The sequence below is a fragment of the Alcaligenes phenolicus genome (assembly GCF_032063905.1).
GTDB lineage: Bacteria > Pseudomonadota > Gammaproteobacteria > Burkholderiales > Burkholderiaceae_B > Alcaligenes > Alcaligenes phenolicus.
The window spans coordinates 223,128-241,843 of sequence record NZ_DAMBOE010000007.1; the positions used below are offsets into that span (position 1 = coordinate 223,128).

At 56.3% G+C, this 18,716-nt stretch carries 23 protein-coding genes and 1 tRNA gene; 10 read left to right on the forward strand and 14 right to left on the reverse strand.

The features are described from left to right. Positions 1-8: 8 nt before the first annotated feature. From U2949_RS15105 to mgtE, 4 genes are all read right to left on the reverse strand, one after another. Entirely contained in the window at positions 9-581 is a 573-nt protein-coding gene (locus tag U2949_RS15105; RefSeq protein ID WP_235332425.1) for a helix-turn-helix domain-containing protein, read from the reverse strand. Positions 582-640: 59 nt separating this feature from the next. After that, on the reverse strand, positions 641-1,657 hold the full coding sequence (locus U2949_RS15110) for a two-component system response regulator (protein ID WP_321288579.1): 1,017 nt from the start codon (positions 1,655-1,657) through the stop codon (positions 641-643). Then, the gene (locus U2949_RS15115) at positions 1,650-4,616 is read right to left on the reverse strand and encodes an MHYT domain-containing protein (RefSeq protein ID WP_321288581.1); all 2,967 of its coding nucleotides are present in this window, start codon (positions 4,614-4,616) and stop codon (positions 1,650-1,652) included. The genes U2949_RS15110 and U2949_RS15115 overlap by 8 nt, the downstream gene beginning before the upstream one ends. A 161-nt stretch (positions 4,617-4,777) precedes the next feature. Further along, positions 4,778-6,118, reverse strand: coding sequence for a magnesium transporter (gene mgtE / locus U2949_RS15120; RefSeq protein WP_257724301.1), 1,341 nt, complete (start codon positions 6,116-6,118; stop codon positions 4,778-4,780). Between the two features lie 483 nt (positions 6,119-6,601). Between mgtE and cnbZ the strand changes: the two genes are divergently transcribed. Next, the gene (cnbZ, locus tag U2949_RS15125; RefSeq protein WP_026484698.1) at positions 6,602-7,363 is read left to right on the forward strand and encodes a 2-amino-5-chloromuconate deaminase CnbZ; all 762 of its coding nucleotides are present in this window, start codon (positions 6,602-6,604) and stop codon (positions 7,361-7,363) included. A gap of 65 nt (positions 7,364-7,428) precedes the next feature. On the opposite strand, the gene nhaA is transcribed toward cnbZ, so the two are convergent. The 7 genes from nhaA to loiP all read right to left on the reverse strand — a co-directional run bounded on the left by nhaA (position 7,429) and on the right by loiP (position 12,258). Continuing rightward, positions 7,429-8,793 (reverse strand): Na+/H+ antiporter NhaA, encoded by a 1,365-nt coding sequence (gene nhaA / locus U2949_RS15130; protein ID WP_321288585.1) that lies wholly within the window; start codon positions 8,791-8,793, stop codon positions 7,429-7,431. Between the two features lie 118 nt (positions 8,794-8,911). Beyond that, entirely contained in the window at positions 8,912-9,370 is a 459-nt protein-coding gene (gene dtd, locus U2949_RS15135; RefSeq protein ID WP_026484696.1) for a D-aminoacyl-tRNA deacylase, read from the reverse strand. A gap of 15 nt (positions 9,371-9,385) precedes the next feature. Beyond that, a complete protein-coding gene (locus U2949_RS15140) occupies positions 9,386-9,730 on the reverse strand; it encodes an SMR family transporter (RefSeq protein ID WP_026484695.1) in 345 nt (114 codons plus the stop codon). A 6-nt stretch (positions 9,731-9,736) separates the two neighbouring features. After that, positions 9,737-10,255 carry a DedA family protein gene (locus U2949_RS15145; protein WP_026484694.1) on the reverse strand — a complete coding sequence of 173 codons (519 nt, stop codon included), beginning with the start codon at positions 10,253-10,255 and terminating at the stop codon, positions 9,737-9,739. Between the two features lie 37 nt (positions 10,256-10,292). After that, positions 10,293-10,763 (reverse strand): GNAT family N-acetyltransferase, encoded by a 471-nt coding sequence (locus tag U2949_RS15150; protein WP_026484693.1) that lies wholly within the window; start codon positions 10,761-10,763, stop codon positions 10,293-10,295. Continuing rightward, positions 10,760-11,161 (reverse strand): YchJ family protein, encoded by a 402-nt coding sequence (locus U2949_RS15155; RefSeq protein WP_026484692.1) that lies wholly within the window; start codon positions 11,159-11,161, stop codon positions 10,760-10,762. The genes U2949_RS15150 and U2949_RS15155 overlap by 4 nt, the downstream gene beginning before the upstream one ends. Before the next feature lie 338 nt (positions 11,162-11,499). Next, a complete protein-coding gene (gene loiP, locus U2949_RS15160) occupies positions 11,500-12,258 on the reverse strand; it encodes a metalloprotease LoiP (protein ID WP_009459460.1) in 759 nt (252 codons plus the stop codon). Between the two features lie 278 nt (positions 12,259-12,536). On the opposite strand from loiP, the gene U2949_RS15165 reads away from it, so the two are divergent. Next, complete coding sequence (locus U2949_RS15165) at positions 12,537-13,022, forward strand: hypothetical protein (RefSeq protein WP_026484691.1); 486 nt, start codon at positions 12,537-12,539, stop codon at positions 13,020-13,022. Positions 13,023-13,167: 145 nt separating this feature from the next. Here U2949_RS15165 and U2949_RS15170 read toward each other — a convergent pair. Further along, positions 13,168-13,246, reverse strand: a tRNA-Ile gene (locus U2949_RS15170). A gap of 195 nt (positions 13,247-13,441) precedes the next feature. On the opposite strand from U2949_RS15170, the gene U2949_RS15175 reads away from it, so the two are divergent. Both U2949_RS15175 and U2949_RS15180 read left to right on the forward strand, forming a co-directional pair. Continuing rightward, positions 13,442-13,570 carry a hypothetical protein gene (locus U2949_RS15175; protein WP_266140775.1) on the forward strand — a complete coding sequence of 43 codons (129 nt, stop codon included), beginning with the start codon at positions 13,442-13,444 and terminating at the stop codon, positions 13,568-13,570. A 462-nt stretch (positions 13,571-14,032) separates the two neighbouring features. Continuing rightward, positions 14,033-14,299 (forward strand): hypothetical protein, encoded by a 267-nt coding sequence (locus U2949_RS15180; protein ID WP_035275328.1) that lies wholly within the window; start codon positions 14,033-14,035, stop codon positions 14,297-14,299. Positions 14,300-14,335: 36 nt separating this feature from the next. Here the strand turns inward: U2949_RS15180 and U2949_RS15185 are convergent, their stop codons facing one another. Together U2949_RS15185 and U2949_RS15190 are read right to left on the reverse strand one after the other, a co-directional pair. Further along, positions 14,336-15,025: a LexA family protein gene (locus U2949_RS15185; protein ID WP_088453217.1), complete on the reverse strand. Its 690-nt coding sequence runs from the start codon at positions 15,023-15,025 to the stop codon at positions 14,336-14,338. Continuing rightward, positions 14,979-15,545, reverse strand: a complete 567-nt coding sequence (locus tag U2949_RS15190) for a hypothetical protein (protein ID WP_321288592.1) — start codon at positions 15,543-15,545, stop codon at positions 14,979-14,981. The genes U2949_RS15185 and U2949_RS15190 overlap by 47 nt, the downstream gene beginning before the upstream one ends. A 16-nt stretch (positions 15,546-15,561) precedes the next feature. Between U2949_RS15190 and U2949_RS15195 the strand changes: the two genes are divergently transcribed. The 6 genes from U2949_RS15195 to U2949_RS15220 all read left to right on the forward strand — a co-directional run bounded on the left by U2949_RS15195 (position 15,562) and on the right by U2949_RS15220 (position 18,677). Next, positions 15,562-16,359 (forward strand): hypothetical protein, encoded by a 798-nt coding sequence (locus U2949_RS15195; protein ID WP_051316390.1) that lies wholly within the window; start codon positions 15,562-15,564, stop codon positions 16,357-16,359. Beyond that, the gene (locus tag U2949_RS15200) at positions 16,343-17,050 is read left to right on the forward strand and encodes a replication protein P (protein ID WP_321288594.1); all 708 of its coding nucleotides are present in this window, start codon (positions 16,343-16,345) and stop codon (positions 17,048-17,050) included. Before U2949_RS15195 ends, U2949_RS15200 begins: the two co-directional genes overlap by 17 nt. A 7-nt stretch (positions 17,051-17,057) precedes the next feature. Continuing rightward, on the forward strand, positions 17,058-17,381 hold the full coding sequence (locus U2949_RS15205; RefSeq protein ID WP_257723217.1) for a hypothetical protein: 324 nt from the start codon (positions 17,058-17,060) through the stop codon (positions 17,379-17,381). A gap of 13 nt (positions 17,382-17,394) precedes the next feature. Continuing rightward, the gene (locus U2949_RS15210; RefSeq protein ID WP_035275325.1) at positions 17,395-17,775 is read left to right on the forward strand and encodes a hypothetical protein; all 381 of its coding nucleotides are present in this window, start codon (positions 17,395-17,397) and stop codon (positions 17,773-17,775) included. After that, positions 17,772-18,020, forward strand: a complete 249-nt coding sequence (locus tag U2949_RS15215; RefSeq protein ID WP_009459904.1) for a hypothetical protein — start codon at positions 17,772-17,774, stop codon at positions 18,018-18,020. The genes U2949_RS15210 and U2949_RS15215 overlap by 4 nt, the downstream gene beginning before the upstream one ends. Before the next feature lie 180 nt (positions 18,021-18,200). Continuing rightward, positions 18,201-18,677, forward strand: coding sequence for a phage neck terminator protein (locus U2949_RS15220; RefSeq protein ID WP_321288598.1), 477 nt, complete (start codon positions 18,201-18,203; stop codon positions 18,675-18,677). Positions 18,678-18,716 lie beyond the last annotated feature (39 nt).

Below are 18,716 nucleotides of genomic sequence, written 5' to 3' on the forward strand. Positions count from 1 at the left end.
GCTCGTGCTTAATAGCTGGGTGGGGTGATGGCCACAATAAAGCGCACATCCGTGTCGTAAGGATTGCGGTAGGCATGGGGCAGGCTGGAGTTGAAATAACAGCTATCGCCCGTTTGCAGACAGTGCTGATCATCCCCCACATCGACCAGCAGCTGGCCTTCGGTCACCAGCACACATTCCTCGGCAGGGTGGCTCCAGCGCTGCCCGACCGAGCTTCCTCCCGGCGGCAAGAAGCCCGCCAGCATTTCAATACTGCCAAAGCCCGGCGACACCCGCTGGTACTGCACGCCCGAAGCGGATTGAATGCTCATGCGTTCGTTCTGGCGCACCACCGCCACTTGCTCCACATTGTCGTCCAGCAGGGAAAACAAGGGCGTATCCAGCGCACGTGCAATTTGGCGCAGGGTATCCAGACTGGGTTGGGTCAAACCGCGTTCCACCTGGCTGATCAGGCCGGGGGAGACTTGGGCAAGCTCGGCCAGCTTGCGCAGAGACAGTTTTTTATGAAGTCGGACTTGGCGAATACGCAAAGCGGCCATGTAGAAGCGGGGGTAGATAGTAAAGCCGTCATTGTAAGACAAGCCCGCAGGGCTGAGGAGCGCGGGACCTGGCCCACCTGTTGCTTACGGGGCCAATCGGTTCAAGTCTTTGTCATCAATTGGGGATCATCGGCCCATTTTTCTTTGATATGCAGCATTTCAGGCAGGCACTTGTCCAGCAGAGCGATCAGTTGCGGGTCAAAGTGCTGGCCGGATTGTTCGCGCAGATAGCTGATGCAGCTCTCCACACTCCAGGCTTTCTTATAGGGCCGTTCACTGGCCAAGGCATCGAACACATCGGCCACCGCCACGATGCGGGCGGGCAGGGGGATATTCTCGCCTGTTAAACCATAGGGATAGCCGCTGCCGTCCCATTTTTCATGGTGATACAGCGCGATCGTGCGTGCCAGTTTCAACAAGCCATGCGGGTGCTGGCCAATAATGCGGGCGCCAATCAAGGTGTGCGTACGCATGATTTCCCATTCTTCGGGCGTTAGCTTGCCGGGTTTTTGCAAGATGGAATCCGGGATGCCGATTTTGCCAATATCGTGCATGGGCGCGGCGTGCAGCAGCTCGTCGGCCGCTTCGCTGGAGTAACCCAGCCAATGGGCCAGAATGCGCGTGTAGTGGCTCATGCGGATGACGTGGCGGCCAACTTCGTTGTCTTTGTATTCGGCCGCTGTCCCCAGGCAACGGATAATTTGCAGGCGGCTATCGCGCAGTTCCTGCATTTGTACCAAGGACAGATGGTTGCGTATACGTGCCTTCAGAATCGCCGGGTTAAAGGGTTTGGAGATGTAGTCCACCGCCCCCATGTCCAGCCCCATCTGCTCATCCTGCGGCTGCGAGAGCGCGGTTACAAAAACAACGGGGATGTGGCGGGTTTTAAGGTCGGCCTTCAAGGCCCGACAGACTTCGTAACCCGACATGTGCGGCATCATGATGTCCAGCAAGATCAGGTCCGGTAGATCCCTTTGTGCCAGCTCCAGCGCCTTGACGCCCTCCTTGGCAAAGAGCAGCCGGAAATCCTGTTGCAGCGTATGACGCAAAATTTGCAGATTGGCGGGCTCGTCATCGACGAGCAAGAGGGTAGGGCGCGGCGTGGTAAATTCATTCATGGCGTGGCGGATCCTTGGCCAAGCTCGCATTCAGGTCTTTGATCAGCTTGGACAGGATCAGGCTGGCTTGAGCAAAGTCGAACACGTCGATGGTTTTATTAAGATCATTCAGGGTATCGGTTTGCCCTGTGCTTTCCAGATACTGACAGACCACTTGCAAGGCAGGTTCGTCCAGCTCGTTGAGCAAGACGCTGCTATGCAGAATGTGGAGATGGTTCAAGGCAACGTCGGGGGGATGCACCACGACATGTTGAGCGTCTGAGTAAGGAGTCGGTGGGCCGTTGTGGCTAAGTTCGTGAGCGATGCGGTTGAACATTTCCTGCAACTGCTCAACACGGCGACGCATATGGCGAGTTTGACCACGACGAATTTTTTCTTCCAGCTCGGCGCTGAGGGCAGACACCTGGGGCAGGCCCAGATTGCCGGCGGTGCCGCGAATGCCATGCAGGCTGCCCAGCACAATCTCCCAGTTCGGGGATGCCTGCTTGATTTCATCAAGTGGGTAGCGGGTATGCAGGTCAGACAGAAAGCTCAGCAGAGCGCGGCGCAGACGGACCTGGGAACCCCACAGGCTCAGGCCCAACTCCCAATCGATCAGGCTGCTCTCTTGTGGTTCGACGCTGTGCTCCAAGGGGCCGGTGGGGGGCAGACCCATCACCATGGCAATTTCCTGCAGCAAAGAAGGCAGATCCAGCGGTTTGGTGGCAAAACCATTCATGCCAGCCTCCTGGGCCGCATGACGGTCGGACTCCATGACACTGGCAGTCAGCGCAATCAGTGGCAAAGGCAGACGCGCTTCGCGGCGTTCCTGTTCGCGCCACCGGCGGGCGGTTTCCAGACCGTCCATCTCGGGCATGTGCACATCCAGCAAGGCCACATCAAAATCTTCTTTGGACAGCAGCTCCAGCACTTTGTGGCCGTTGTCGGCCACTGTCACGGAATGTCCGTGCTGCTCCAGGGCCAAGGTCAGCAGTTCCTGATTCAGGCTGATGTCATCGGCCACCAGAATGCGCAGCGGCGGCAGGCGGGGCGCGGGCTGATCGTCCGGGCTCAGGCTGGGTTCTTTGCCCGGTTCCAGGGGAATACGGACTTCAAAGACGCTGCCCACACCCAGGGTACTTTCAACCTTCAGCGTGCCGCCCATCAGATCCACCAACTGGCGGGCAATGGATACGCCCAGGCCGGTACCGCCAAAACGGCGGCTAATAGACACATCGGCCTGTGTAAAGGGGGTGAACACATGGCGCAACTGCTCAGGAGTCATGCCAATGCCGGTGTCCGTGACGCGGATGGAGACGGTATTGCGCCCTGGTTCGGGATTGACATCCACATGCACCGCTCCGCTTTGGGTGAACTTGATGGCATTGCCGATCAGATTGTTCAGTACCTGCTGAATCCGCATCGGGTCGCCCTTGTAAAACTGATGCAGCTCGGGCGCATGGTTCAGACGGAACTCCAGGTTCTTGGCATCCGCTGCCAAACGCAAGGAGGCCACGACCTGATTGCACAATTCAATCAGCGAAAAATCCACTTGCTCCAGTTCGACCGAGCCGCGTTCCAGCTTGGTGGTATCCAGAATGTCGTTCAGCAAAGCCAGCAAAGAGTGGGCGGACTGGTTGATGATGGCAAGGTGCTTGTTTTGCTGCGCATTGATCTGGTCATTCAGCATCAAGTCGCTAAAGCCAATAATCGCGTTGAGCGGGGTACGGATTTCATGGCTCATATTGGCCAGAAAAGCAGTCTTGGCCTGGGCTGCCTGCTCGGCTTTTTCCGCACTTTGACGCAGAGATTCGGTCAGTGCCTTGTAGCGGCTCATGTCAGTGACAAAACCGACAAACAACGGGTCACCCGGCTGGCGTACCTTGCCCACGGCCAGGCGCATCGGCATCAAGCTGCCATCCTTGCGCAAACCAGTGACATCCCGGCCTACGCCAATAATTTTTGGGTCGTTGGTGCGTAAATAATTGGACAGATAGCTGTCGTGGCGCGAGCGGTCCGGCTCGGGCATCAGCATGTTCACATTGCGTCCCAGCACCTCGCCGGCCTTCCAGCCAAACAGGCGTTCGGCTGAATGGTTGAAGTCCAGAATGGTGCCGTGGCTGTTGATGGTAATAATGCCGTCAATCGCGGTATCCACAATGGCCCGGTTATGCGATTCGCTTTCTTCCATCTTCAAGAACAACTGGCGGTAGCGCAGCAGGCCGTTGGCCGCGGTCACCAGTACCGTCACCGTAATGGTGAAGGTGGACAGCACCATGGAGGCAAAGGTGCTGTTGAAGATGATCATGTCATCGGGCGGTGTGGTCTGGCCTATAAAGCGGGCGGCCGCCATGCCGGTATAGTGCATGCCGGAAATGGCCAGGCCCAGCACAATGCCGCTGATGACCACGCGTTGCAACAAGGTCAGGCGGGTGCGATGCAGGCGAAAGCGTATCCACAAGGCCAGCGTGGCCAGAACTACGGCCAGCACAATCGACAGGAAGAAGGTGATGGGTTCATAGCGCAGGACCGGCGCCATACGCATGGCAGCCATGCCACTGTAATGCATGGTGCCTATACCCAGACCCACCAAAATACCGCCCACAATCAGGTGCGAGCGTTGTACACGAGCTTGCGAGAGAATTTGCAGGGCGACCCAGGATGCCCCTACGCTGGGCAGAACCGACAACATGGTGATGGCCGGGTCGTAATGGACGCTGGTGCACAGTTCAAACGCCAACATGCCAATAAAGTGCATGGTCCAGATGCCACCGCCCAGGGCGATGGCACCTGTACAAATGGCAATCTGGCGGTGTATGCGCAAATCAGCCATGCGGGCAATATGGGCCGTTTGCAAGGCCATGCCCGAGGAGAAAATGGCAACCAGTAGCGACAGGATGACCAGACCACTGTTATAGCTGCCAACCAAAAAGGGAGCCATCTGGTCTGCACTGATGAAGAACTGGTCGAGTATCCGCATAGGTGCTGATGTCCGAAGCGGCCCCTGGGGGCCAAGTTAGACGAAATGTGTCAGGCTCCCCCTGCCTGCCAGAGGGAATGTAACGGTGAAATTAGGATAGGTTACCGAGTTTGTCTCTTACTGTGCGCTTTTTTGTATGGATTCAACAAAAAAATTCATGGCTAGAGCAAGGTTCCTGTCAGCAACATCGCGGCCACGGAGAAGTAAATCACCAAACCGAGCACGTCCACCAGCGTGGCCACCAGGGGGGCCGAGGCACTGGCCGGGTCAAAACCGACGCGCTGCAAGATGAAGGGCAGCATGGAGCCAATACAAGAACCGAACGTCACAATGCCAATCAGAGCCAGCCAGATGGTGAAGGCAATCAGCAAGGAGTGCTCGCCATAATCGTACAGGCCCAGGTGCTGCCAGATTTCGATACGAATAAAGCCGATCGCCCCCAACATGGTGCCCAGCACCAGACCCACGGGTAATTCGCGCAGCAGGACACGCCACCAGTCGCGCACCCGGACTTCACCCAGGGCCAGACCGCGAATCAGCAAGGAAGTGGCCTGCGAGCCGGAGTTACCGCCGGAGCTCATGATCAAGGGAATGAACATGGCCAGGACCACGGCCTTTTCCAGCTGTATTTCGTAGTACTGCATGGCACTGGCGGTCAGCATTTCACCCAGGAACAGAATGGCCAGCCAGCCTCCCCGTTTGCGAATCATGGTGCTAAAGCCTGCTTGCAGATAAGGTTTGCCAATATGTTCGGCACCCCCGAAGCGGTTCATGTCTTCGGCGGCCTCGTCCATCAGGGCGTCGATCACGTCATCTACCGTCACAATGCCGATGATGGCATTGGCCTCGTCCACCACTGGAATGGCCAGAAAGTCGTGGCGGCGTATCAGTTGGGCCACGGCCTCCTTGTCCGTCAGGGCCTGCACGGCAATGGGGCTGTCGCCACTCCACAACTCGGTCAGGGCCGCTTGCGGGTCGGCGCACACCAGCTTGCGCAAAGGCACCACAAATTGCAGTTGTTGCTTGTCGTTGACCACATAGATGGCGTAGACCGTCTCGCGGGTACTTTCCACTTCCCTAATGTGCTGCAAGGTTTGGGCCACATTCCAGCTCATGGGCACTTGCAGGAACTCGGTAGTCATGATGCCGCCGGCTGTGTCTGCCGGATAGTGCATCAGACGCATGATGGAGGTGCGGGTGCGCTGGGTCAGGCGGCCAAGAATCTGCTCCTGGTCTTCATGGTCCAGGTCTTGCAGCAAGTCGGCCATTCGGTCTTCGGCCAGTTGCTCCAGTACTGGCAGGCGCTCGGGACGTGTCAGCTCCATCAAGAGCGCACTGGCCCAACGCAACTCCGGCACTTCCAGCAAGGCTTGCAGGCGTTCGTTGTCCAGCTCCTGGGCAGCGAGCAGCGCGGGGCCTTGTTCGAGCTGATTCAGGGCCAGAACAATATCGGCAATCGGGGTTTGAGGGCCAAGTAGCTCAGTTGATGGATGCGTGGACATGCAATACTCCAGTGGGCGTGCAGGTACAAGGTCTTGAATTCAGGGGGTTGGCACCGGGCCAACAGACCGTAAAGCGAACCGGCTCAGTTCGCACGAAACTCGCTAGGATAGCGTTCTTTGCGGATACGTGCTTCCCAAGCCGGGCGCAGGAAACGCCAGGCCGCTGCATTTTGTCTGGGAAATTGCTGATGCTGTGGTCTAAGTATGTCTGTGAATCGATCCATGATTTACCCATAGAACCGCTCAGTGCACTACCAAGCTGAAACTCAGCGTGATGAAGAATATCGCCATCGTAGGGAGGTCTGCGCTGGAAGTCAAAGCGATTGCAATGATGCGCAAAAAAGTGATTTGTGCTGTTAAGGTGAGGCTTGTGCCCCTGCACCGAACTTGAGACGGTTCAGAGGGTGCTATAGTGCCCGCTTTGCCGCATAACGGCGACTCGACCCCGGCGGGCCAAGGCCCACTACACGATCAGGAACAACCATGAGCAATGCGATTAATTTTGACAAAGGCAACTACCGCTTCATTCCGACCGGCGTGAACCGCTTTTCGGGCGGGGTGGCCGCTCAGCCCGGTTACGAGATCTGCCGGGTCGTGTTTTCTGCTCCCGTGCCACTGAAAGAAGGTTTTGACTTGATTCAGGCCGTGCTGGAAGCGGAAGAGCGCCCCTTGACGGCCTTGTGCGCCTGCGAGCTGCGCTCGCCCGAGCCAGTCAGCGACAGCGACTTCAACAAGTTCAATGAGCTGTACCTGGAAACGCTGAAGGAGTGGGGCCTGGTCAAAGGCAAGCACAATCCGGTCGCCCGCAGCAATGTGTCGCCGCTGGTAGGCGCACCTGCCGAGCCCAGTTTCTATGCTTTCAGCTATACGGTGGAAACCGATATTGAAGAAGCCACCTTTGTAATCGCCGGCAGTTGCGAAGTCCCCGAAACGCCCGACGACTATATAGAGAGCATTGTGGCGTATCAGGACGTGTCGCCTGAAGGTTTGCTCAAGAAAGCCCAATGGGTCTTGGATGAAATGGAGCGCCGTCTGGAAGTGTTGGGTCACGAGTGGGCTGATACCACCGCCACTCATGCCTACACCGTGCACAATCTGCATCCCTTCATGGCCAGCGAGTTGGCCAAGCGTGGGGCGATCAGCCACGGTCTGGGCTGGCACCTGGCCCGTCCTCCCGTCAAGGATCTGGAGTTTGAAATGGATTGCCGCCGTATCCTGAACGAACGCGTGCTGACCATTGATTAATTGATCAGCCCCTAAAACAAACAGGCCCACGCTAGCGTGGGCCTGTTTGTTTGATGTCTGGCTGTTTATGCCTGGCTATAGGCTGCCTGGCTGGCAGACTGCTGATAGCGACGACGCACAATCAGGCCCCACGCCAAGCCCAGAACGGCGGACGCCAAAGAGCCACACAGAACGCCCAGCTTGGCAGCGTCCAGCAAAACAGGCTCGGCAAAGGCCAGGTTGGCCACAAAGATGGACATGGTAAAGCCAATACCGGCCAGCAAACCAATCAGGGTGACGCCGGCCCAATCCATACCGGCAGGCAGGGTGCATAGTCCCAAGCGCACGGGCAACCAGGTGCCCAGCAGGACGCCCAAGGGCTTGCCCACAATCAGGGCAATCGCCACGCCAAACAGCGCGCTTTGTGCACCGGCGGCATTCAGATCCAGACCGTTCAGGCTGACCCCGGCATTGGCCAGCGCAAACACCGGCATGATGATGAACGCCACCCAAGGGTGCAGCAGTGCAGGAATACGCTGGACCGGAGGCAGAATCTCGCGTTGAGCCAGCTGCATTTTCTGCAGCGTGTGCATGATTTCGTGGGTGTCATGCTGGCTTTCCAGTTTGGTGGCCAGTTCCAGATTGAGGTGACGGGCCTTGCGAGGCAAGGGCAGGGCGCGCACAGGGCTCATCATGCCCAGAACCACACCGGCCAGGGTGGGGTGAGCACCTGTTTTCAGCAGACCAAACCACAAAATCGCGCCGGGAACGACATAGGCCCAGGCCGAGCCTATACCCATTTTTTGCAGACCCAGGACGGCCACAATACCAACGGCTGCAATCAGGAAGGCGCTGTAGTCCAGGCCGCCCGAGTAGAAGAAGGCAATGATCAGGATGGCGACCAGGTCATCAATAATGGCCAGTGCCAGCAAAAACACTCTCAAGCTGGGCGGCAGGGAGCGGCCCAGCAAGGCCAGCACACCCACTGCAAAGGCAATATCGGTAGCAGTCGGAATGGCCCAACCCATCAGCACTGTCGGGTCGGGATTCATGGCGGCATAGATCAGCGCCGGCAGAGTAATGGCGGACAGGGCAGCACAGATAGGCAGCATGGCCGAGCGCCAGTCGGACAGGGCACCGTCATGGATCTCGCGGCGGATCTCCATCCCGACAACCAGGAAGAACAAGGTCATCAAAATATCGTTAACCCAGAAATGCAGATCTTGCGAGAAGCGCCAGGAGCCCAGCTCCAAGGTCACTTGGGTGTGCCACAGGGCAGAATAGCTATTGGCAAATGAAGAGTTGGCCCAGATCAGGGCTATGGCGGCAGCCATCAACAAGACCACACCGCCCAGGGCCTCGATATGCAGGAGGCGCTGCAATTGGGCTTGCATCTGGCGGGTCAAAACATGGGCGCGCGGCAAGGGCGCACCGGAAGAGGGGTGGGACATGGTCGGCAAATCTCCACAAGGCGGCCCGACCTTGCGTATGTAATTAACCTGCCTTGCTGCACCATGCCAGCAAAACACCCTGCGCAATTATAGGGATGGAGTCCCTTTAAGGCAATCGTCAGCTTGGGTCTGTGTCGGGCGCGATATGCATGGGAATTGTGACCGGCCCATCGTTGGTCAGGCTCAATTGCATATCGGCACCGAACACGCCGCACTGGGTATCAGGCAGGCGGGCGCGGGCCATGGCTACCAGCTCATCAAACAAGGGCTGGCTGATCGCGGGTGGCGCAGCGCGGCTGAATCCTGGACGGTTGCCCTTGCGCGTATCGGCCGCCAGGGTGAACTGGCTTACCAATAGCAGTTGGCCACCGGCTTGTTGCAAGTTCAGATTCATCTTGCCTTGTTCGTCCGAGAAAATGCGCAGGGCCAGCAATTTCTCCAGCAGGCGTGAGGCTTGCTCGCTGGTGTCACCGTGCTCGGCACAGACCAGAACGGCCATGCCTGCGCCAATTTTTGCGACAGTCTGGTTTTCTATATCGACCTGGGCCTGGCGTACCCGTTGAATCAAGGCAATCATATTTATTCACTAAAATCAGTGGCCGACGGATTTGGAGAACAGATTCACAATCAGTACACCCACCACAATAAAACCGATGCCAATCATAGCGGCCAAATCCAGTTTCTGCTTGAAGACCACCCAGCCAATCAAGGAAATCAGCACAATGCCCACGCCACTCCAGATGGCATAGGCCACCCCAACCGGCATGACGCGCAGACTGAGTGACAGAAAGTAGAACGCACCCGCGTAAAACAGGATCGTGAAGGCGCTGGGCATCAGGCGCGTGAACTGTTCGGAGCGTTGTAGCAAGCTGGTGGCGATGATCTCGAAGATAATCGCGATGAATAAATGCAGGTAGGCGAGGCTTACAGGGGTCATTGAAAATCAGGGTTGGAAACTGAACCAGCCAGGTAGCAGCAAGACACTGGCCCACAAGGCGGCCGAGGCCCAGGATGAGATATGAAAACTCAGAGGCGACATGGCACAGGTGCCCGCAATCAAGGGGACAGTTGAGCGCAAGGGACCAATAAAGCGGCAGGCCACAATACTAAACCATCCCCAGCGTGCAAAAAAAGCCTGCGCTTTTGCATACAGATGCAAACGCTTGCGGGCCCATTCGAAGTGGAACAGATTGCCACCGTAGCGCTGGCCCAGAAAAAACGAGATGGCATTGCCCAGGCCAGCGCCCAGTGTCACGGACAGCCAGATCGGCAGCAAGCTCATTTCCCCGGCGCCGACCAGGGCACCGACGGATAAAAGGATGGCTGTACCCGGTATGATCAGGGCCAAAAAGGGCAGGGACTCGACCAGGCACAAGGCGAAAACAGCGGGGGCCACCCATTGTGGGTTGGCGCTGATCAGGGCGGTGGCCTGTTCTGCAAAATTGCTTAGGGTGCTCAGCATATCAACCAGAAGGAAGGGACAGCATCATTGCAGTCTTTTAGTTCAGGGCAAGGCTCAGAATCAGGCGGTCCTTGTGCTGCAAACCGTCCTCAAACAGGGCCTCGTCGTAATGGTGCAGGAAATAATCGGGCTCTACCGCTACCACTCGAAAGCCGGCGCGCTGATAGAAAAACAGGGGGTAGCCAATGGTGCCGGTGGCCACATATAAAGTTTGCCCACCTTGTTCGCGTACATAGCCAATCAGGGCAGACAGCAGCTTGGCACCCAACCCATGACCCTGGTGCGAGGGCTGAACGGCGATGTTCATCAGCTCCCAATCCTGGGCGTTCCTGCGTTGCAAAATAGCGGCCGCTACGATGTGTTCCTGATCTTTAATGCACCAGGCGTGCGGTGTGTCTTTGTAGCTTTCAATCAGACTTGTGCTGGGATCAGCTTCCAGAAGCAAAGCCATAGGCAGGCTGGATCCATGGACCTGTTCCGCTTGCCCGAAATCGTTGGTTTGGCTCATGAAAAATCCCCGTCCACGTAAAACCATTGGCCTTGTTCAAGGACAAAACGGCTGAGCTCATGCAGACGGTTCGCCCGGCCATTCAGACGGTTGCGAGCGACAAACTCCACAATCGCTTCCGTGTCGGAAACACGTTCATGGCGTCGCACATCCAGGCCCAGCCATTGCAAACCTTCCGGATTGGGTTCCAGCGAATGAGGGCGGGTGGAGCTATGCCAGGTGGCCAGCAAGTAGTCCAGATCGTCGCGCACAAAAGCGCTGTAACGCGAGCGCATCAAGGTAGCCGCATCGGGGGCTTGCAAGTACTGCGGACCTTGGTGCCAAGGGCCGCAACAAACTTCGTAGGTTTTGGGATTGCCGCAGGGACAGGAGTTTTTTGAAGAGGAAGACTTTTTCAAGAGCGTAACTGCCAAGACCAAAGAATGGCACAAGCATACCTGAAAGCAGGTATTGGTTTATGGCGCCACCGCGACGAAAAGTAAGGATTTACAGACCAGACTTTGCTGTAGCTGGACTGCTTGCCAGGCAGGGGCGTTCGAGGGAGTACGGGTGTTGATAATGTCTGATTGGTTCATCGTACGGGTAAAAAGTTCCTGGCCGAGCATCCAGCGTTTGGTAGCGGCGGCCTGATGCTGTGCTGCATCCAGACTTGTGATCCTTGACGTCACCCATAAAAAAAAATCCGCCCGCAAAAGCGGGCGGGTTAGCGGCATGCGATTCGCTGCGTCGAAGGGGCTTACTTAGCCGCGTCGATGCGCTGCTGCATACGCTGGGCGCGTTCTTTGGAGCCGGGGTGCGAGCTCATTACGCTGCTTTCGCCGCCGTCCAGGGCTGCCAGTTTCTCAAAGGCGGAAACCAGACCCTGGGTCTTGAGCTTGCGCTCGGTCAGCAGGTCAAAGGAGTAGTCGTCAGCGTCGGATTCTTGCGATTGCGAGAACTGAGCGTTCAGGAATGCTTCGGACAGCTCGCCCAATTGGCTGGAGTTCAGCTGAGCAACCACACCGTTACCGGTGGCGGCAGCAGCGTCACGAGCAGCGGACAGACCGTAGGCGGTTTGCATGGCTTTCTTGCTGTGGCCCAGTTCAACGTGGCCCATTTCGTGACCGATCACGCCGCGCAGTTCGTCGTCGTTCATCTTGTCCATCAGACCGGCATACACACGGATACAACCGTTAGCCATGGCCCAGGCGTTCACTTCCTGAGTCTGGTAAACCTTGAAGTTCGGTGTCTGACCGTTCAACTGTTTCGCCAATGGCTTGACGACACGTTGCAGGCGCTTGTTGTACTTGCTGTTGGGGCTGGCCACTTTGTTTTCAGCATCCATCTGCTTGCAGGACTGATCCGACAGAGCAATCACTTCCTGATCGGACAAATTGAACGCCTGGACAGCCTTGCTGCCGGCACCGACCATGCCACCCACATCCATTGTCTGACAGCCTGCAGTCAGGCCAGCGACGGCCAGCATAGCGGCCAATGCACCCATACGAAAAGTCATGAACTTCCCCTTCTACTTATATAAAGAGAAGCGATTTTAATGACTAGGCGGCGAAGGGTTCCTGTATAAAACAAACTTTAACAATTGTTGTTGGTGCACTTACACATAGATAAAAGGCCTGGGCGGGCACGATCAAGACTAAGTAAGGAGGTTCAGCCCCACAATGTCTCACTCATTCCCGAACGTTTGTAGTACGTCGCCTCGACCAGCGTTAAACGCTAATGATTAGGCACCGATGCTACTATCCGCCTCATAAAAACGAGAGGGAGGTAAGGGAAATGAGCAAGAAAATCATGGTGTTGTTGGGAACGCTGGTGCTGGTGGGTTGCGCGGCACAGACCCAGGGAGAACGCAGCCTGAGTGCCCAATCTTCACCAAGCTGTGCACCGATAGACGAGGCTGGTGTTGCCGTTTTGTTTGAGCGTTGGAACCAGTCGCTACAAACCGGCAAACCCGAGGTCGTCGTTAACAACTATGCAGAGCGCTCGATTCTGCTACCCACACTGTCTGGGGTAAACCGCATCTCCAAGGCAGAGAAAGAAGATTATTTCGACCACTTTCTGGCCGGCAAGCCGCAGGGAAGGGTAACGCAACGACAGATCACCCTAGGCTGCAATATGGCAGTGGACTCGGGGCTGTATACCTTTCATATGGGCAGCAGCGGCAAGGACGTAGGCGCGCGTTACACCTATACCTATCAATGGAACGGGCGGGATTGGCTGATTGTCAGCCACCATTCTTCGCTCTTGCCGGCGGATAAATAAGCGCTTTTCAGGCCTGGGTAACTTGCTCAAACAGCAAGAAGCCCGGGCTTCAGGTTCGTTGCTGGGTGCAAGCCAAACGGCAGGGAACAAGCAAGTTCGGCATTGTTATTATTAGTACGGGCCGATGCCTGAAAGAGGAATGAGATGGTGCCCCCCCCGTGAGTCGAACACGGCACCAACGGATTATGAGTCCGCTGCTCTAACCAAGCATGAGCTAGAGGGGCAACAAGTCCGCAATTATTACATAAAGTCCGTGTTTGTGCCTAGCGTAGCCACGGCTGGAGCAAGAGATTCAAGCATCTGTAGGCTCAACTGTATTTGCTCGCGATTGGTAGCACCTTGTTGTGTATCCTTGGAGCACAATGAGCGCGTCTAAAACCCAGAGAATAATGATGAAAACACTTATTTTGGCTTTGACCATGACAGCTATTCTTTCCGCCTGTGCCGTCCATACGCCCAGGGGCTCGGTGATTGTGGATCCGGATGGTTACGGTGGATACGGGCAGCGTCATTGTCCACCCGGTCAGGCTAAAAAGGGCAATTGCTAAGCAAGTGCTGCAGGCTGTCCCCTTATTTGCGCTGATAGCGCTTACCACCTGTGCTGGTTTCGCAGTAGCGCCCTCCACGAGGACCGGTGCAATAGGTTCCACTGGAGCAGGGGCAGGCGCTGCTGGATCGCAGCGCCTGTGGCCTGGACTGCGAACTTTGTCCTGCAGTGCCGGTGTACGCAGGACACGACCGCTTGCTGTCGCTGGCAGAACCGTCACGGCAGACAAAGACTTCCCCCTCGCAGTGGGAAATACCGCCTTTTTTGCCTGAGCAGGGAGTGTTTCTTGCCTGCGTGCTCAGAGGTAGCAATGCCATGATCAGGCATAGGAACAGCCATTTCATTCTTGTCTCACATGCCAGGAACGAGCTTGAGTCCCCAATGGTCTTGTTATAAAAGGAGCATTAAAAAATAATAGTTTTTTGATGCTCTGTTATAGCAGAGGTTTTATTTGGATATTGTCATGCGAATCTTGATGCTTGCCCCCGCCTTATTGTTAGCCGCTTGCCAAACTACGGCGCCCACCGAGAAAGTCGGCAGTGAGGCCTGGCTGGAAAAGGTGGATCGTCAGCTTGCTGTCTCCGATGGACAAGGGCATGGCCCCGACTACGGCTCGCAGGAGTGGTGCAACGTGGTGCATATCCGTTTGTATGGTCAGCGCTCAGCACAGCCCGTCCCTTGTGATCAGGCCTGGATGGAGAAGGTCGATCAGGAAATGAAAAAGCGTTAAGCCGTATCATGCAAGGCAGCCTGCGCTGCCAGCTTTTTACGAACGCCGATAGTATTTCCGGTGCTCCACCATGGTGCCGATGATTTCAATAGCATGCTGGTCGCTGCGAATGGAAGGATAGTCTTCGTTCAGCGGCACCAGCTCAAAGATTTCTTGTCCACCTTCATCTATGCACAAGAGCCGGTATTTCTTGAAGGTGGCTTCCTCTTCGCTGTTTTTGGCGACCACATAATCACCGGGGCGGGGCGTGAGCTCGCAATCGACAATAATCCGGTCGCCTTCCTTGAAGTCCGGCAACATGGAATCGCCCTTGATCTGCAAGGCAAAGGAACGCTCGGACAGACACAGGTCCGTCAGCAGATATTCCACTTCTTCAAACGTGAAGTTCTGACCGGGATCCCGAAACACACCTGCCTGCACATAGTTCAGCAGGGGGATACGCCGCTCGCCCATCATGGCGTCTTGCACGTTGGAGTCAAAACCGTGCTTGGCCCCAAAACCATAGCCTTGCTGATCCAGGCTATGCGCTTCCAGACCCACTTCTTTTTCTATGGCCCGCGCCACTCGTTCGCCAATGCTGCGCCCACCGTTGTAAGTGGATGACAGGTACTGGGCCAGTTGCGCCCGTGTGCGCCCAATAGAGCGCGCAAAGTCAGCCGCGTTGCCGTGAGCGCGGTCTTCAATCAGGCGTTGCAGGTTTCTGCGGCGAATCGAGTAAATATCCATACCCGACATTAAAACAAGAAAAAACTAAACATAGGTTTAGATATTTCTTTTCTTTACGTTTAGAACTATCTATACTCAATGCATGAACGCTAAACACATCATCGAAGAAATGGGCGGTCGCCGAGCCGTATTGCGTATCACGGGCTTGAGCAAAGGTCGCATATCTCAATGGGAGAAGGCTGGTGTCATACCGCGCGTCTGGCAACTGGTCTTCCATCACATGAACCCGGTGGTGCCTGCCCCAGCACCCAAGGAAAGCTCTAGAAATATCTAAGCATTTACGACGGGTTTGGCTTGCAGGCCATGCCTGACAGTTCGACTGCGTCATGGGGTGACGCAGTTCTTGTGCCCTTGGGGCATTGCCTATCAATCGGATGTTCGTGGCCTGTTTGGGCCAGGGGTCCTGCTGCGCGTCATATTTTTGCAAACACATCAGAGGCGTGCGGTTTTTCAGGCGGGGGTGCCATGAAAACACGTATTCATAACCATCGACACGAGTTTGCTTGTCGGTGGCCCACACAGTCAGGAGCGTGCCTATGAGCAATATGCCGTGGTTTCGCGCCTATACCGAGATGGTGGACGACGAGAAGTTGCGTCTGCTGGCTTTCGAGGACAGATGGCATTACGTGGCCTTGCTCTGCCTTAAAGGGCAGGGCGTGCTCGACAGCGAAGACACGCTGATGCTGCGCAAGGTCGCCGTCAAGCTGGGGCTGGACCTGCGCACCTTGGACGATGTGGTGCGCCGCTTAAGCGAAGTGGGCCTGATCGATCAGGAAACTTTGCAGCCCCTGGCGTGGGACAAGCGCCAGATGAAATCCGACAGCAGCGCTGAGCGGGTGGCGCGTTTTCGGGCCAGAAAAAAACAGGAACAAGACGGTAAGGAGGGCAGTAACGCGTCCGTAACGTTACTGAAACGGCCGGGTAACGCGCTAGATAAAGAGACAGATAAAGAAGGAGATACAGATACAGAAAAAGATAAAGAAAAAACAAACGTGCGTCGCAGGACTCCTGCGCTGGAGTTTTCTGCCTGGCCTGCCGAACCCAGCGCAGACGTGGTGGCGGATTATCTGCGCCATCGTCGCGAGATCAAAGCGCCCTTGACGCAAACCGCCCTGAACCGCCTGGGCACCGAAGCCCACCGGGCTTTGGAGATGGGCTACAGCGTGGATGATTTTCTGGCCGAGTGCATGTTGCGTGGCTGGCGCGGGGGCAAGGCCAGCTGGCTGGAAGGGCGCAACGAGCCCCGTGCAGGTCAGGCGTCGGGCTTTGATCCCCTGGCTTATGTGAACCGTCATCGGCAACGCGAGGAGATAGACGATGTCATCGATATCTGATTTTTCCAACCCCTGGCTGCTGCGTCATACCAAGCTGGAAGGCATCAGCCTGATGGACCATTTGTACAACCGGCTCAATGGCATTTATCCGAACAAGTTCCGTTCCAACTTTCGGGACAAGCAAGCCATTGAAGATTGGAAACAGGCCTGGGCCGAAGCTTTTGACGAGGAAGGCGTCTCGCCCAACGACGTGGCACTAGGCATCAAGAATTGCCGTCGCATGTTTGATTGGCCACCCAGCTTGCCGGAGTTCCTGCGTGCGTGTCGCCCTCAACTGGAACCGGAAACGGCCTTCTTCCAGGCTGTGCGTGGCATGCAGGCACGAGTGCGAGGAGAAATGGGCGAGTGGTCGCACCCGGCGATCTATCACGCGGCAATCAGTATCGGGCAGTTTGATTTGCTGAATCAGGCTTACACGCAACTGGAGCAGCGCTGGCACAAAGTTCTGGCTGATCAATTGGCCAAAGGACAGTGGGCAGAAATCCCGCCGCCTCGATTGGCCCTGACCTCCCCGCAAGACAGGGAACAAGGGCGCAGGGAAGGGCAACAACGCGTGCGAGACCTGGCTCAGGTGATTTCAGGCGACACCAACAAGAACCCGCGAGTCTGGGCGAATCGGATCTTGGCCCGTCCGGAAGGGTGTTCCTTGGCTGTGCTGAAGATGGCCAAAGCAGCCTTGGGCAAGGAGTGAACCAGCCATGGATCTGACAACACGGCTTCATCAAGAGGTGCATCAGGTGATCACCGGAGCACCTGCCCATCGCTACAGAGAACTGCTGGCTTTGCAGCGGAACGGCCAGATCAGGCATTTGGTAGAGCAGCCATCCTGGAGTCTGGTGCCACGGCTTTTCAGCCACCTGATACCTGCCGGCAGGATTTGCTATATCGCGGATTTTGCCTACACGGACAACAGTAGCGGCGATCGCATTGTGCAGCTAAGCGGCGATACAGAAAGCCTGTTCCAAAGCATCAAACGAATTTTGCTGACCCGGATGCACGGCATCACCGTTCATCGGGCTTGAGGGAGGAACCCAAATGACAATCAAAGCAGAAAACAAGCAGGGCCTGAGCGGTGACGATTTGCTCTGGAACTGGGCCCGCTGGTGCTGGTCCGGGCAGACCGTGGGCAATATGGAACGCTACGTTCCTTGGCAAGAGGACTTTCGGCCCATACATCAAGACCACGCTTTGGCGGTTGACGCCCTCTACCAGCGCCTGCCGCATTACCAAGCCATGGTCATCCAGGCCGAGTACCCGCGCAAGAACGCTCAGTATGGTCATTTGACCGCCAGCGAACGCCAGGCTACAGCCCGTTTATGGATCAAGCAGATTACGGGCGCGGTTCTTCGGGATGAGGACTACCGCCGCCATTTGATGGATTTCAGAATCACAGTCGAGAAGGAGATTTTGCGGTGAAGTATGCAGCCGAAGTCATAGACCTGTTAGCGGCCTATCCGGGACGAGAGTTCCGCATGATCCAGATTGTCCGGCACGTCAGCAAAGGCATGGAGCTGTCCACGGCCCAACGCAACGCCATGCGCGAAGGCGTCAAGCGCGTGCTGGTGCAACTGCAGGATTCTGGCCAGGTGGACAAGATCAAAGAGGGTGAAACCTCTGCCTTTTACGCCTGGCGTTGCAGTCTGCAACATGGTCCGCTATGAATCTGCAAGCGCAATTGCAATAATGGGCGTGCAAAGTTGCGTCCAATGCAAACGAAACAACCCCGAGCAAGAAATTGCTGCGGGGTTTTTTTATGTCCCGCTCAAGGAGGCTCTTTGTTTTTGATGCACTTACTTGATCACTGTGTCGGCCTGTTTGCCCAGGCCAGGAAACGAACCGCTATGAGCAATGCCCAAGACGATTTTTATACGCTGATTACCAGAGCGGCAGCACCGCATACGGTGATTCGCGAACCTGTGGATGAGGGGCAGCTACCTGCCATGCCTTATCTTGTGTTCTCCATGAATCAAGGTCGTCCTGGTCCTAGCCATCACGGACGGGTTAATGAGGCTGGTATTCGTCGCGTCAGCGCGCATTATCAGGCGCTGGTTCAGTTGCGCTGCTTTGCGACTGATAGCTGGAGCATTCTGGAGCGCGTGCATCTGTCACTGGAGTCCGAGTCTTTGCAGGCTTTGAGCGAGGAACTGAACATTTCCGTTGTTCGCGCTGTGCGCTTGGAGGTAGAGCAGGACCAGGCCGAGCAGGGGCAAGCGCATGCTCGTCTGGATCTGGATGTGCTGTATACGGCTGGCATGGATGACGAGGTAGGCGTGATCGAGTTTGTGGAAGTGAAAGGGGAATCGTTCCCGCGTGAGTGACCAGGCAGGCCCGTTCTGGGCCTGTATTTTTTTAAACGC

Bases quoted from the DNA above. Each gene is read 5' to 3' on its own strand.
- U2949_RS15110 (WP_321288579.1), bottom strand. From the start codon at position 1,657: ATGAATGAATTTACCACGCCGCGCCCTACCCTCTTGCTCGTCGATGAC.
- U2949_RS15115 (WP_321288581.1), bottom strand. From the start codon at position 4,616: ATGCGGATACTCGACCAGTTCTTCATCAGTGCAGACCAGATGGCTCCC.
- mgtE (WP_257724301.1), bottom strand. From the start codon at position 6,118: ATGTCCACGCATCCATCAACTGAGCTACTTGGCCCTCAAACCCCGATT.
- cnbZ (WP_026484698.1), top strand. From the start codon at position 6,602: ATGAGCAATGCGATTAATTTTGACAAAGGCAACTACCGCTTCATTCCG.
- nhaA (WP_321288585.1), bottom strand. From the start codon at position 8,793: ATGTCCCACCCCTCTTCCGGTGCGCCCTTGCCGCGCGCCCATGTTTTG.
- dtd (WP_026484696.1), bottom strand. From the start codon at position 9,370: ATGATTGCCTTGATTCAACGGGTACGCCAGGCCCAGGTCGATATAGAA.
- U2949_RS15140 (WP_026484695.1), bottom strand. From the start codon at position 9,730: ATGACCCCTGTAAGCCTCGCCTACCTGCATTTATTCATCGCGATTATC.
- U2949_RS15145 (WP_026484694.1), bottom strand. From the start codon at position 10,255: ATGCTGAGCACCCTAAGCAATTTTGCAGAACAGGCCACCGCCCTGATC.
- U2949_RS15150 (WP_026484693.1), bottom strand. From the start codon at position 10,763: ATGAGCCAAACCAACGATTTCGGGCAAGCGGAACAGGTCCATGGATCC.
- loiP (WP_009459460.1), bottom strand. From the start codon at position 12,258: ATGACTTTTCGTATGGGTGCATTGGCCGCTATGCTGGCCGTCGCTGGC.
- U2949_RS15165 (WP_026484691.1), top strand. From the start codon at position 12,537: ATGAGCAAGAAAATCATGGTGTTGTTGGGAACGCTGGTGCTGGTGGGT.
- U2949_RS15175 (WP_266140775.1), top strand. From the start codon at position 13,442: ATGACAGCTATTCTTTCCGCCTGTGCCGTCCATACGCCCAGGGGCTCG.
- U2949_RS15180 (WP_035275328.1), top strand. From the start codon at position 14,033: ATGCGAATCTTGATGCTTGCCCCCGCCTTATTGTTAGCCGCTTGCCAA.
- U2949_RS15185 (WP_088453217.1), bottom strand. From the start codon at position 15,025: ATGGATATTTACTCGATTCGCCGCAGAAACCTGCAACGCCTGATTGAA.
- U2949_RS15195 (WP_051316390.1), top strand. From the start codon at position 15,562: ATGAGCAATATGCCGTGGTTTCGCGCCTATACCGAGATGGTGGACGAC.
- U2949_RS15200 (WP_321288594.1), top strand. From the start codon at position 16,343: ATGTCATCGATATCTGATTTTTCCAACCCCTGGCTGCTGCGTCATACC.
- U2949_RS15205 (WP_257723217.1), top strand. From the start codon at position 17,058: ATGGATCTGACAACACGGCTTCATCAAGAGGTGCATCAGGTGATCACC.
- U2949_RS15210 (WP_035275325.1), top strand. From the start codon at position 17,395: ATGACAATCAAAGCAGAAAACAAGCAGGGCCTGAGCGGTGACGATTTG.
- U2949_RS15220 (WP_321288598.1), top strand. From the start codon at position 18,201: ATGAGCAATGCCCAAGACGATTTTTATACGCTGATTACCAGAGCGGCA.